We start from the raw sequence: 12096 nt of genomic DNA, 5'->3' as shown, positions 1-12096 counted from the left end.
GGATGCAAGAATTCTTGAGATCTACGAGGGTACGAGGGAGATCGAGCTTGAGGTCATTGGCAGATCACTGCTCGGCAAGATACCCTCAAGGCTGGGTACGGTGAGGAAGCATCCATTGATGTAAAAATTTCCATCTTTTTTTTGAAAAAATTTAAAACTAGGTGGCAAGTAAGGTGATAACATGGTGGAGGAGGTGTATATTGTAGATTTTCTCAGGTCTGCCTTTTCGAGAAGCAGGCCGAAACAGCCTGAAAAAGACGTGTTTAACAAGATAGACATGCCGGCAGTTGCAGCGATGCTCGTTAAGGAGATGATAAACAGAACTGGAATCGATCCGAAAGAAATAGGGGACATAATAACAGGTTGTACGATGCAGATGAAGGAGAACTGGCTTTATGGTGGTAGAGTCATTCCTCTGCTTGCCGAGTTACCAGTTGAGGTGCCGGCTCAGGGAACGGAAAGGGTTTGCAATTCGGGAACCTCTGCAATGCATCAGTGTGCAATGGAAATAATGCTTGGCTATTCAGAAATCACGATTGCATGCGGTATCGAGCACATGACCCACCTGCCGATGCAGATGGATCTCAACCCCCATCTCGGAGTCTCACCAACCCTCATGTCAAGGCCCGATCTCATACAGAAATATGACCTGATGACCGCTATGAGCATGGGTTTCACAGCAGAAAAGCTCTTTGAAGTTTACAAGGACGAAATTGGGTGGACAAAAAGGGACTTGGACGAGTGGGGTGTTAGGAGTCACAAGCTCGCTGCGAAGGCGCTGAAAGAGGGCTGGTTCAGGAATGGTGAGGGTTATCCGACAAAGAGAGAGGGGGAGATCTTGCCGGTTGAGGTTGAGCAGGCGGATGGTAGCAAGAAGGTAATTGATTCTGATCAGTCTATAAGGCCTGACACAACTCTTGACCAGGTCGAAAAGCTTCCACCGGCATTCAAGCCCGGTGGAGTGATCACAGCCGGCAACTCCTCGCCGCTCAATGCAGGAGCAACGGCAATTATGCTCATGAGCAAAAAGAAGATGAGGGAGTACGGGCTTGAGCCGATGGCGAAAATAGTATCCATCGGTTGGGCCGCAATAGACCCCAGCATCATGGGGGCCAGTCCTGTCCCCGCAAGTCTGAAGGCACTGAAACACGCAGGGTTGGAGGTTAAGGACATTGACTACTGGGAAATCAACGAAGCTTTCTCTGTCGTGCCGATCTTTGCGATCAAGAAGCTCGGTCTGGATCCAGACAGAGTTAACGTCAAGGGAGGGGCAATTGCCATTGGCCATCCACTCGCTGCCAGCGGTCCTAGAGTTACAGGCACCCTCGCAAGAATTCTTGCCGTTGAAGAGGCCAGATACGGATGTGCAACACTCTGCGGGGCAGGAGGACAGGGAGGAGCAACGATTATCGAGAACGTTAATATCTAATTTTTTATATTATCTCTGGTGCGGTACTGTCAGTTTTCAGCATGTTGAAAAGAAAAATCTGGCTTGACTATGAGGTTAAAACTGGTGTCGAGAGAATGGATGTGAATGCTGATGGTGTGATGACTTCTGTTTTCTCAAATGGCACTTCAAACGTCGTTATCTTCAGGTCGAGATATGCCGAACCAGAAACTTTGAGTTTTATCGATCCCTGTTTTTCGAGAGAATCCAAAATCCTGCCAAAAGTCTTTGTGTCCAGATTCATGGTCGTGGGAATTTCAATAGTCGTATTTCCCTGTTTCCTGATGGTTACATCTTCTTTTTCGCCATGTCCAAGATACGATTCTTTACCATTAAGCAGGTATATATCATAGGCGATTTTCGTTAAATGCGCACCAAATGGGTTAGGATTGCTCACGATTATCCGAACACTTAAATCCAGAGTTACACCTTTTCCCGGTGTTACACTCACACTCTCCACCTTTATGTTATCAATGCTAACAGTTGGCTTCTGAAGTGTCAGTTGTGCACACAACGGCAGCAATCCTCCGGTTAACACCACCAGCAAGATCCACAACCGTCGCATAATATAACGTAGTATTTACTAAAAATAAAGGTTCTTATTGTAAAGCTTTTATCCCAGCCCACCAACTAACGGCTATGATAGTCCATCCAATCGACTACCGCTATGGCACTCCAGAGATGAAGAGGATATGGAGTGAGGACAGCAAAATTAAAAGGATGATCAGGGTTGAAATGGCTCTTCTCAAGGCTCTGGCAAAGAAAGGTTATCTGAGCGAAGAGGAAGCGATAAAAGCTAAAAAACTGGCCTTTAGAGTTACACCTGAAAGAGTCAGGGAAATTGAGGCTGAAATAAAACACGACATAATGGCTTTGGTTAGGGCGATAACCGAGGTAACAAACTGCAGGTGGGTTCATTTTGGTGCAACGTCCAATGATATTATCGACACTGCGACAGCTCTGCAGTTGAGAGACAGCGTTAAAATTATTGAGGGCAAGATCAGGAAACTTGCCGGACTGCTGACAGAGAGGGCAAAACGGTACAGAGAAGTTGTCTGTCTTGGTAGAACTCACGGACAGGCTGCTTTACCTACCACATACGGATTCAGGTTCGCAATATGGGCTGCTGAGATTGCAAGGCACTATGTCAGGCTTCAGCAGATGAAGGACAGACTGCTTGTTGGACAGATGAGCGGTGCGGTTGGAACTCAGGCAGCTTTCGGAAAGGACGGTTTTGAGATCGAGGAAGAGGTGATGAGGCTGCTAAATCTTAAGCCCGCCATCATTTCAAGCCAGATCATACCGAGGGACATATACTGTGAATACATTGAGTTTTTGGCCAGCCTTGCAACCACACTCGAAAAAATTGCCCTCAACTTCAGACTCTTGCAAAGGGCTGAGGTTGGAGAGGTTATGGAGAGGTTCGAGGCGAAGCAGGTTGGAAGCTCTACGATGCCCCACAAACGAAATCCGATAGACAGTGAGAACATCTGTGGTTTAGCAAGGGTTGTGAGGGGTTTCGTTGAGCCGCAGCACCAGTCGGCGATTCTATGGGAGGAAAGAGATCTAACAAACTCCTCTGCAGAGAGAATAATTCTAGTTGAGTCGACAGTTCTGGTGGATCACATCCTGACGAAGATGATAAAGGTTGTCGAATCAATGGAGATTGATGAGGAAAGTGTTAGAAGAAATCTGGAGATGCAGAAGGGTCTAAATCTGAGTGAGGCTGTGATGATTGAAATGACAAAGAGAGGGGTAAGCAGGCAGGAAGCACACGAAATCCTCAGACAGGCCTCCATGAGGGCATATGAAAATGGAACGACACTTTATAAAGAGCTGATCAGAGATGAGAGAATAATGAGATACTTTAAAGCAGAAGAGCTTGAGGAGATCGTGAAACCTGAGAATTATCTGGGAACGGCTGCAGAGAGAGTTGACAGGGTTGTGAAGTGGGTTGAGGAGGTGCTCGGATGAGGTTAAAGCTCAGGGCTGGAAATGTAGAGTGCGAGATTGAGCTTTACGAGGAGTGGGCCCCTGAGACTGTCAGGGCACTAGTGGAGGCTTTGCCGATCAGGAGTACTGCCAGCAGGTGGGGAGATGAGGTATACTTCACAACAGATATCGTAGTTGACAAAGAGGAGAACTCAAAGGATGTTGTAGAGCTCGGTGATGTTGCCTACTGGATTCCGGGCAGGGCAATATGCCTTTTCTTCGGAAAGACACCAGTCAGCGATGATAAAATCAGACCTGCCAGTGCTGTGAACGTAATAGGAAAAATCATAAGCGATCTGAATGTTCTCAGGAAGGTGAAAGACGGGGATGAGATAGTGGTGGAAAAAAGTTTATCATAGGCGGACACATTTAAGATATGAGCCCAGAGGAAATTCTTAAAAAGGCCATACAACTTGAAAAAGATGCTATTGAAACCTATCGGAGTTTTAAATCTGATGCTGACCCAGAAACTGCGGAGATTCTTGACTATCTTATAGCTCAGGAAAGGGAGCATATCAGAATACTACATGAGCGTCTCAAGGTTGTCAGACTTCTGAAAAAATGATGGGGAGAGCAGACATCAAAATCAGAATTAAGGTCAACATCAGGGTGAGCACAACAAGCTTAAGAGATACCCTTCTTTTCCTTAGATACTCCCCAAGTGCTTCTGTATAAAGAATTGCCAGAGTTGCGAAAATGGTGAGAACCGTGAACGATATTATCGAGGGTACCTTTTCAATTGGAAGGAATGTCTCCCAGATTTTCAGGGTATAGTAGTAAACTGCAACAAACTCGATTATTGCCGCTGCTGCCTGCAGTGAAGAAGTTCTTTTCTGCAGTTCGAGGTTCTCCTTTCCCCTCAACATTTCGAGTCGGAGATGCACAACATCGAGAGCGTCTCTTACACCGGCGAGAGTATCTTCAAACCTTGATTCATAGTAGCTGAGGTCTTCAAGTCCCAGTTTCAAGCTTTCTATCTTCTCCGCAAGCATACCACCAAGAAAAGAAGATATGCTGCTGGCTCTGGAAACTGCAGCAAAGATCTCCTCAACATCGTCCTTAAACCTCATGTAACGGCTGAAAAATTTAGCTCTCAGAGAGCTGAGTTCAAATGATAGTTCTTCAAGTCTTTCGACACTGAGGGCTCTGACCTCATCTGAAAGTCTGATTATATCCTTCACAATTTCTGTCTCACGCTCGGCGAGATACTGTGCTCTTTCGATACAGTCTCTGAGTAGGAGCTCTGCTATTCCCAGTTCAGAAAGCAGAGCAGGGAGAAAATCATGAAAAAATTCGTCGATATACTCCCCATCAATCAGAATCTTATCATTGCACGAGTACTTCCCGTACCTGAAGGACTTGAAGCTCCCATCATCACTGGCGAATTCTACAGTGAAAGAAACAATGGGTTCTTTTGATAATTTTATATCTTTTGTGGTAAGGGTGAAGATGACATTCCGATATTTGCCCACCACTCCCCCTTCAAACTCGGCCAGAATTTCAACATATCTGTGTCTACCGAAAGACGGTTTTGCATCTGGAAGATTCGGCAATACATCTTCGAGGTCGTGAAACAGAAGATACTGCACGTAATTATGTTTGGATTCCTTCATATAAGTTTTAATCCGTAACGCCCCAGAACCTTTTAGGCGAGAACTTCTTCTTTTCCAGAAATTCCCTGCTCCTCTCTCTGAACTCCTCCGAGGCCCAGACCATTGCTGTAATATCCCTTGCAAGTTGCAGATTCAGCATTGCGAGGTCTGTCCAGAACTTGAAGGCAGATTTCACGATCCGAAATGCTTGTGGGCTCATGTTGTCCAGAATCTGTACTGCAAGCTTTCTTGCCTCTTCCTCCACTTCCTCATCCACAACCACCCTGTTGATCAGACCAATCTGAAACGCATCCTCAGCTGAAAGGATCTTTGCGGTGAAAAGAATTTCTCTGGCTCTTTTTTCTCCCACAATAAGAGGTAGCATCTGCACCCCCAGACCGAGTGCAGTGGATCCGACCCTTAACTCCGGCTGTCCAAACCTTGCAGATTTGCCCGCCACAACGAGATCGCATGCCATTGCTATTTCATTACCCCCTCCCACACAGATCCCTTTAACGGCCGCAATTGTAGGCTTGGAGGTAGTCCTGAGGAGATCTATTATTCTGTAGTACCTGGAGAACCATTTTACGCCATCTTCAAAGCTCAAATTTGCGATCTCCTTGATATCCGCACCGGCACAGAACGACCTCTCATCGCCGGTTATCAGAATTGCATGTATTTCTTCATCTCTATCTGCCGATAAAAGCGCATTTTCCAGGTCATCCATAAGCTGACGGTTCAGAAGATTAATTTTTTCTGTCCGAATCCTTATCCATCCTATTCTGCTATCCTCCGGATCGATCTCAAGAGTGACACCCATGATCTGATTTATAATCTTTAAATTTAAGTTTTTTCACTTCAGAATGTCCGTAACAACAGCAGGGCAGACCCTCTTCACACCGGGCATATCCGCAATAGATTCGTGAATTTCGGAAAGCTCCTTTACCGATCTCGCAACGATCTCGGTCATGATTGTGTGATCGCCAGTTGTGAGCCACAGCGATTTAACCTGACTCATCTTCTTTAGTTTTTCAACTACCTCCCACAGTTTTTCAGGCTCAACATCAACGCCCGTAAGGGATGCACTTATTCCCACCTTCTTGTAGTTCACAATAGCCCTGTATCCAAGAATCTCCTCTCTTCTCTCGAGATTGGAAATTCTCTTCCTTACTGCGGCTTCAGTTACATTCAGCTCTTTCGCTATCTTCGTTTTTGGAATCCTTGCATTCTGAACAAGCATCTCGAGTATTTTCAAATCTTTTTCGTCCACAAATTAATTACACTCTACTACTATATAGTTCTATTGTCAAACAAAATCTGATATTGTCACCTGCTTCTCACTCTCGTTTTCGAACAGAGATTTAATTTCTTGCTCAAGTAATTTCAGCCTTTGCCTGGTGTACTCCGATACGTTGAAGTTCGTTGAAAGGTATTTCGATAGGTCCAGATACTTCATGATCGAATTGCTGTGAACTGTAAGTGTCAATCTACCTCCGCACTTGGTGCATTTTCCTACAAGGGGGATTCTACGATATTTTGTATTACATTTCACACATCTGAACTCCTGTCTGGAGAACGCTCTGAGATTTCCGATAATATCGGGCAGAAAATGAACGTTGATAACTCTCTCAGCCACATCGTGTTCGTCCACTGCTGCTATTTTCCTGGCCAGCTCCATCTGATGATAAACCTTTTCCTGCATTGTCTTAAGTGATTTGTAAGCGCTCTCCTTTACTCCGGCGGCTATATCCTCAGTATCGTGGGTGAATCCAAGCCCACAGAATCTTGTTTCATCCTTCAGCCTGTCCTTTACCTTTTCGATGTATTCCTCAACGTCCTTTGGATTCACGAACCTCAGTGTGGCTTCGTAGAATTCAAGAGGATACTTCTCAACTATGTCCATGTTGTGCACTTCCTTGTCTACCTCCTTGGGGTCAACTATGGCTGTCAGAACCAGTGGGGCATCCATCTGCCCTCCACGCTTATCCGGCAGAAATTTCCTCGAGAAGTTGAGCAACCCGTCTAAAAGCAGCATAAAGCAATCCTCATCACCATCGCAGTTTCTTCTTTTTGCTGCATGGAAGTAAGGATGAGCATATCCTGCAAGAACGTCAGAAAAACCGATTATCCTTCCTAAAACGCCGGCGGAGGTGTGGGGTGCAAGACCGATCACGAGATGCCCGATGAGATCCTCAATTGAACTGGCATTGTAGAAGGGTTCCATTCCGTAGAACTTTACCAGAAGCTCATCTATAAAATTTGCCACCCTGAGAAGATACTCTGCCCCTCTTTTCGGTAGTATCACGTCCTGTGGCTTAAGCTCAACGATCTGATCATCGCTTTTCAGTTCTATTCCCGAGCAATCTCGCTCATATCCCAACTCTTTCAGCTTCTCCACCGTTATTCCAATTTCTCTGGGTCTGAAATGAGTTATGGGTAGGTCTGTGGCATCAAATCTGGCTGTACCATCTTTAAACACAAAAACCTCATGCTTTACTCTCAAAATTCCTTTTTCAAGTCTTTCAGGCATTTTGATCTTTGAAGACATTCCGAGCACTCCCTTTATTGTTCCGAAATTATCGTACTCCCCGAGATTATCAATTGCCTTTTCATACAACTCCCTTATGTTCACGATTCTCCTGGCATATCCTCTGGTTTCCCTGCCGCATCTCTCACAGACTCTGCTGTGATTCTTTATCTTGCAGAAGGGGCAATAGTAGACCTGCTCGGTCAGTCCACCGCAGTCACACTTTAGCCAGAAACTCTCATTTCCGCACTTCTTGCATTTTCTCAGAGCGATCTCAACTTCAACCTCACCTTTTACAGAATTGTAGTCCTTCGTATAGTTGATGGCATTCTTTATATCTCTCGTATTTCCCCCTGCAAGACCCACGGGAAAGAGAACATGTGGAGGAGGACTCATTTTTCTCTCTTTTGCCTTCTCTGGCCTGCCCATCCTCGCACCAATTCTTGAAGGCGCTTTCGCCCTCACTCTTATTCCTGAAACCGAATTTATAATTTCAAGAACGTCTGTTCCACTGACCTCTCCAACTCTTTCCAGCCGTTCGTTCAGACCAAGACATCTTATAAATGCCCTCCACTGCTCAATAACGATGTGGGTTTCCCTGACTTTGTGCTCTATCAGTATCTTCTCAAGAACGTCCTTTGCCTTTGCATCGTAAGGGAGTATCAGGGAACTTTTTCCGTGCTTACCCTCTATCTTTCCATTGTCCGAAACGAAATTTCTCAAATACTTGTACTCCTCAACTTCAATGTCGTGCCAGAGATAGGTGTAATCGGGATGAAGAGGTACCCCGTGCTCATCACACAGCTTTAACGCCTCTTCTTCACTGATTTTCCTGTAATCTCCCCTTAAACCTGCTTTTTCTGCCTCCTGAATCCACCACTCGTAGGTATATGAAGATGGAATCAGAGGGTGGTTGTTTTCGAGAAAATCACCGTAATTTATCAGAATCTCTCCAAGGTCGAGAATTTTCTCCACGTCATTCTTAAATGCCTTTGCCTCACTGAGAGTCCTTATTTTCACAACATCCCCGTTCTTCAGCCTTACAGTTGGCCCCTCAATCGAAGAAACGGGTACAACACCTCCAGCTTTTCCGGGGCGCTCTATCTTTAGCTGGGTCCCAACAGCGATAAAGTCAAGCAGGTACATCGTTGCAGGATTTATGCCTACCGTCGCAAAGCCAGAATTTCTGGCTCTTCCATATCTGAGTCTAAAGCCCCCTTTCCTTGAGGGATGACTCAGAACGGGTCTGCCAGCAACTATGTCTGTGAGGTACTTATCCTTTGGCTTAATCTCGACCTTTTCCTCCTTCTCCTCATCCCCTCCGGTTTTAATCAGTTTGTTCAGCCATTCCCAGCCTTCTATTCCTATTTCATCCACCATCTTTTTAAGTTTGGGAGCCTTGAGAGCTATACCCTCCGCAATAACGAGGGCCATCCCTCCCCTCACCCTGTTCGTCTCCACTCTCGGTAGATTGCGATAGCCAGCCACCTCAGCATCTTCGGTTGGTTCACCGTCAATGCAAATCGGGCAGTTCGAGACTATCAGCCTGATTTCATCGTCACTGGGCAAATACTGAAGATTGGCAACCTTCTTGTAAAGCGGGATTTCCTCGCAGTATCTCAAAATTTCCTCCTCAGTTGGCTGATATCTTCCAATTCCAGCCTTTCTCCTAACGTAATCCGCAACAAGGACAGATATAACCTGAGCCGTACCCCCTGCGCTCCTTATTGGGCCTGCGTAGTAAACTCTCAAGAAATTTTCACTGTCGATTCTAACCCTCGCTATCCCCTCAATCGGGGCTGCCACAACGCCCTCGGTCATTATAGCAACTGCCGTCCTCACAGCCTTATCTATAGCCTCTTCTTTCGGCATTTCTCCAAACTTTCCGTCAACAATTTCCTCAGCAATCCTGAAGCAAATGGTTTCTCTGCTGACTCCTTCCTCTTCAAGCTCGATAATTCTTTCTGCCAGTCCCGGAACGCCCATCAGCTTCTCGACTCTCTCGGCCATATTTTTCGCAACAGGTATCTCAACATGTGGCTCTGGATCAAGTCCTTTCTGCCTCGCAGCCTCCGCAATTTTATAAATTCGCTCAAGTTCTGCTAAAAGTAAATCATGATATTTTCTTATTTCTTTAAACCTCCAGAAATCCAGATTTGGCTCCGATTCGAACAGGGGGAAGAAAGCATCAAGAGTCAGATTCATCTTTTTACCATTTACACATCAGAAATTAAAGTTTCTGGATTGCGGAGAATATATAATCACTCTTTTCTATTCTATTTACACCAATCCTTGAGCCCTATAACCAAAAAGGTCCTGTATATACTTTAATTGTTAATACTTAAAGATGAATATAAAAATAATAAATCAGCTCAGTGCTTCTGGTATTGCTTTGAAAAGTTCCATCATGAACAGTATGTTATCGTGTATCGTATCTGCAATTGCCTTTGCATACGCCTGGATCAGAGGTTCTCCGTTGTATTCCACCGACCTGTTCTCCAGCGCCTTGACCTGATACTTAAGCAGGGCAGAAAGTCCTGCGCTTCCTTCAGTATCTCCAAACACTGTTGTTGTGTTTGTGGCGATGTATCTTATCGCAGTCGAGATATTCGTTCTCGCTGAATCGAGGTTGGTATTGCTCGTGTTCGCCAGTTCGTCAAGAACCAGTGCCGTAACCTGATTGTTCCATCCCGCAACCAGGACTCCACCGTAAATCAAACCCCACAGGTTCTGGAAGAGGTTGCTGCTTGTATCTGTAGTATTAACTGCATAAAACATCTTGAGCGCCTTGGATCCCAGGTCCAGATTCGATATTGTATTGGATATAAATGCTGCTGCAAACTCCGTACCGTTCATGCTGAAGTCCTCCGCCATAACGGGCAGCGAACCAGCAACCAGTAAGATGACTATTCCCGCACATATGGCCAGTCTCACAGCTAACACCCCCACTCTTACATTCATTTCATGTAATGCGCACTATTTAATTTTTTCGCTATTAATCAATAAAAATGTTGGATATTGTAGTTGTGATTATGATATACACTATCTGCGAAGAAGATAATACGTTTCTCTCCTGTTTTTTGAAGAAAAGGAGTCAACAACTTTTAAATTCTGGAAATCTGCCCGCTCACCATCTCCCTCCTTGTGCACAAATAACACATAACCAGTAGATTTCAGATTGTGCAAAAAATTTTTGAGGGCAATCATTGAGGAGGAAAATGGTAGGGTCAGATCGTTCAGGATCAGATCAAATTCAGGGAGAACTGAAGCGTTGAAGGTAAATGCGTCCGCAATAAAGACCTTTACGTTGTTCTTGCTCTTCTCTATGGTCCTCAGTTGCTCTTCAAACTCTCTGCTGTACTCTATTCCGTACACCCACTTCGCCCTTTCGCTGGCATAGAGCAGGAATCCTCCTGCAGAGCTTCCGAGATCGAGAACAACCTCATTACCGGAAAAAAGATTGAAACGGTTATCTATTTCCTTCAGCTTCCAGTAACCCTTTGGTTTCTCATCAACGAGAACTTCGATTTTGGCATTGAGATCAGCATCCGTTGAGGGTTTGGTCACGACCCTTCCATCGACTTTAACGAATCCCCTCCTAATCGCCTCCTTCGCCTTACTTCTGGTACTGAAGTAGCCCTTCTTTACGAGCAGTACATCAAGCCTCATTTCCTAAACAGCTTTGCAACCAGCTCAGCTACCTCCATTGGGGTTTTGCCTACTTCAACGCCTGCTTTTTCCAGAGCCCTTATTTTTGACTCTGCAGTTCCAACTCCTCCCTCGATTATAGCTCCGGCGTGCCCCATTCTCTTGCCCGGTGGAGCAGTGAGGCCCGCAATGTAACCGACCACCGGCTTGGACATCTCTTCCCTTATGAACTCTGCAGCCACCTCTTCATCCCTACCCCCGATCTCTCCAACCAGCACGACCGCCTCTGTTTCGGCATCTTCCTCGAACATGCTCAGGATTTCAACAAAGTCAGTACCTATTATCCTGTCACCCCCTATCCCCACAACGGTGGACTGGCCGATGCCCAGCTTGCTCAGGTTATAGGCTATCTGGTACGTCAGGGTTCCGCTTCTGGAAACGATGCCCACACTACCGGGTTTGAAAATCTGGGTTGGCATTATCCCCAAATGTGACTTTCCGGGGCTGATTATCCCGGGGCAGTTGGGGCCTATCAGCACAGACCCTGCCTCCTTAACCCTCCAGTACATTTTGAGCTCATCGTGAACCGGAATTCCTTCGGTTATGCATACTATAACCTCAATACCTGAATCCGCAGCCTCCATTACGGCGTCTGCAGCAAATGCTGCAGGAACGAATATCACGGACGCATTGGCACCGGTGTTCTCTACAGCTTCCCTTACGCTATCGTAAACCTTTACACCAAGAACTTCACTCCCTCCTTTCCCGGGAGTAACCCCAGCAACTATCTTGGTACCGTACTTCATCATTCTCTCAGCGTGAAATTTGCCCTGGTATCCCGTTATACCCTGAACGATCGCTCTTGTATTCTCATTCACAATTATTGCCAT

Annotated in this window: 12 protein-coding genes; 4 read left to right on the top strand and 8 right to left on the bottom strand. The window is 45.7% G+C overall.

What is annotated here, in order from left to right; translation table 11 throughout:
- The first annotated feature begins 181 nt into the window (after positions 1-181).
- On the top strand, positions 182-1429 hold the full coding sequence (locus JFQ59_RS11390; RefSeq protein ID WP_230972481.1) for an acetyl-CoA C-acetyltransferase: 1248 nt from the start codon (positions 182-184) through the stop codon (positions 1427-1429).
- Positions 1430-1496: 67 nt separating this feature from the next.
- On the opposite strand, the gene JFQ59_RS11385 is transcribed toward JFQ59_RS11390, so the two are convergent.
- On the bottom strand, positions 1497-2012 hold the full coding sequence (locus tag JFQ59_RS11385) for an LEA type 2 family protein (protein WP_202320628.1): 516 nt from the start codon (positions 2010-2012) through the stop codon (positions 1497-1499).
- 74 nt (positions 2013-2086) lie between these two features.
- On the opposite strand from JFQ59_RS11385, the gene purB reads away from it, so the two are divergent.
- The 3 genes from purB to JFQ59_RS11370 are packed head-to-tail and all read left to right on the top strand — an operon-like array spanning position 2087 to position 4004.
- Complete coding sequence (gene purB, locus JFQ59_RS11380; RefSeq protein WP_202320627.1) at positions 2087-3421, top strand: adenylosuccinate lyase; 1335 nt, start codon at positions 2087-2089, stop codon at positions 3419-3421.
- Complete coding sequence (locus JFQ59_RS11375) at positions 3418-3798, top strand: cyclophilin-like fold protein (RefSeq protein ID WP_202320626.1); 381 nt, start codon at positions 3418-3420, stop codon at positions 3796-3798. The genes purB and JFQ59_RS11375 overlap by 4 nt, the downstream gene beginning before the upstream one ends.
- A 17-nt stretch (positions 3799-3815) precedes the next feature.
- Entirely contained in the window at positions 3816-4004 is a 189-nt protein-coding gene (locus JFQ59_RS11370; RefSeq protein ID WP_202320625.1) for a ferritin family protein, read from the top strand.
- Here the strand turns inward: JFQ59_RS11370 and JFQ59_RS11365 are convergent.
- The 7 genes from JFQ59_RS11365 to sucD form a co-directional block, all read right to left on the bottom strand.
- On the bottom strand, positions 3985-5028 hold the full coding sequence (locus JFQ59_RS11365) for a hypothetical protein (protein ID WP_202320624.1): 1044 nt from the start codon (positions 5026-5028) through the stop codon (positions 3985-3987). The genes JFQ59_RS11370 and JFQ59_RS11365 overlap by 20 nt on opposite strands.
- Positions 5029-5059: 31 nt before the next feature.
- Positions 5060-5851 (bottom strand): enoyl-CoA hydratase/isomerase family protein, encoded by a 792-nt coding sequence (locus JFQ59_RS11360; RefSeq protein ID WP_202320623.1) that lies wholly within the window; start codon positions 5849-5851, stop codon positions 5060-5062.
- 33 nt (positions 5852-5884) lie between these two features.
- Positions 5885-6301 (bottom strand): Lrp/AsnC family transcriptional regulator, encoded by a 417-nt coding sequence (locus JFQ59_RS11355; protein ID WP_202320622.1) that lies wholly within the window; start codon positions 6299-6301, stop codon positions 5885-5887.
- 36 nt (positions 6302-6337) lie between these two features.
- Positions 6338-9763 (bottom strand): DNA polymerase II large subunit, encoded by a 3426-nt coding sequence (polC, locus tag JFQ59_RS11350; protein ID WP_202320621.1) that lies wholly within the window; start codon positions 9761-9763, stop codon positions 6338-6340.
- A 162-nt stretch (positions 9764-9925) separates the two neighbouring features.
- Complete coding sequence (locus JFQ59_RS11345; protein ID WP_202320620.1) at positions 9926-10492, bottom strand: hypothetical protein; 567 nt, start codon at positions 10490-10492, stop codon at positions 9926-9928.
- A gap of 108 nt (positions 10493-10600) precedes the next feature.
- On the bottom strand, positions 10601-11227 hold the full coding sequence (locus tag JFQ59_RS11340; RefSeq protein WP_202320619.1) for a S4 domain-containing protein: 627 nt from the start codon (positions 11225-11227) through the stop codon (positions 10601-10603).
- Complete coding sequence (gene sucD, locus JFQ59_RS11335) at positions 11224-12096, bottom strand: succinate--CoA ligase subunit alpha (RefSeq protein WP_202320618.1); 873 nt, start codon at positions 12094-12096, stop codon at positions 11224-11226. The genes JFQ59_RS11340 and sucD overlap by 4 nt, the downstream gene beginning before the upstream one ends.

The organism is Archaeoglobus neptunius, from assembly GCF_016757965.1.
Classification (GTDB): Archaea; Halobacteriota; Archaeoglobi; order Archaeoglobales; family Archaeoglobaceae; genus Archaeoglobus; species Archaeoglobus neptunius.
The sequence above is the reverse complement of the archived record's forward strand: the minus strand, read 5'-3'. Positions and strand labels throughout refer to the sequence as shown.

What these genes read in the sequence shown, in the direction of transcription:
- JFQ59_RS11390 (WP_230972481.1), top strand. Translation starts at nt 182, where the DNA reads ATGGTGGAGGAGGTGTATATTGTAGATTTTCTCAGGTCTGCCTTTTCG.
- JFQ59_RS11385 (WP_202320628.1), bottom strand. Translation starts at nt 2,012, where the DNA reads ATGCGACGGTTGTGGATCTTGCTGGTGGTGTTAACCGGAGGATTGCTG.
- purB (WP_202320627.1), top strand. Translation starts at nt 2,087, where the DNA reads ATGATAGTCCATCCAATCGACTACCGCTATGGCACTCCAGAGATGAAG.
- JFQ59_RS11375 (WP_202320626.1), top strand. Translation starts at nt 3,418, where the DNA reads ATGAGGTTAAAGCTCAGGGCTGGAAATGTAGAGTGCGAGATTGAGCTT.
- JFQ59_RS11370 (WP_202320625.1), top strand. Translation starts at nt 3,816, where the DNA reads ATGAGCCCAGAGGAAATTCTTAAAAAGGCCATACAACTTGAAAAAGAT.
- JFQ59_RS11360 (WP_202320623.1), bottom strand. Translation starts at nt 5,851, where the DNA reads ATGGGTGTCACTCTTGAGATCGATCCGGAGGATAGCAGAATAGGATGG.
- polC (WP_202320621.1), bottom strand. Translation starts at nt 9,763, where the DNA reads ATGAATCTGACTCTTGATGCTTTCTTCCCCCTGTTCGAATCGGAGCCA.
- JFQ59_RS11340 (WP_202320619.1), bottom strand. Translation starts at nt 11,227, where the DNA reads ATGAGGCTTGATGTACTGCTCGTAAAGAAGGGCTACTTCAGTACCAGA.
- sucD (WP_202320618.1), bottom strand. Translation starts at nt 12,096, where the DNA reads ATGGCAATAATTGTGAATGAGAATACAAGAGCGATCGTTCAGGGTATA.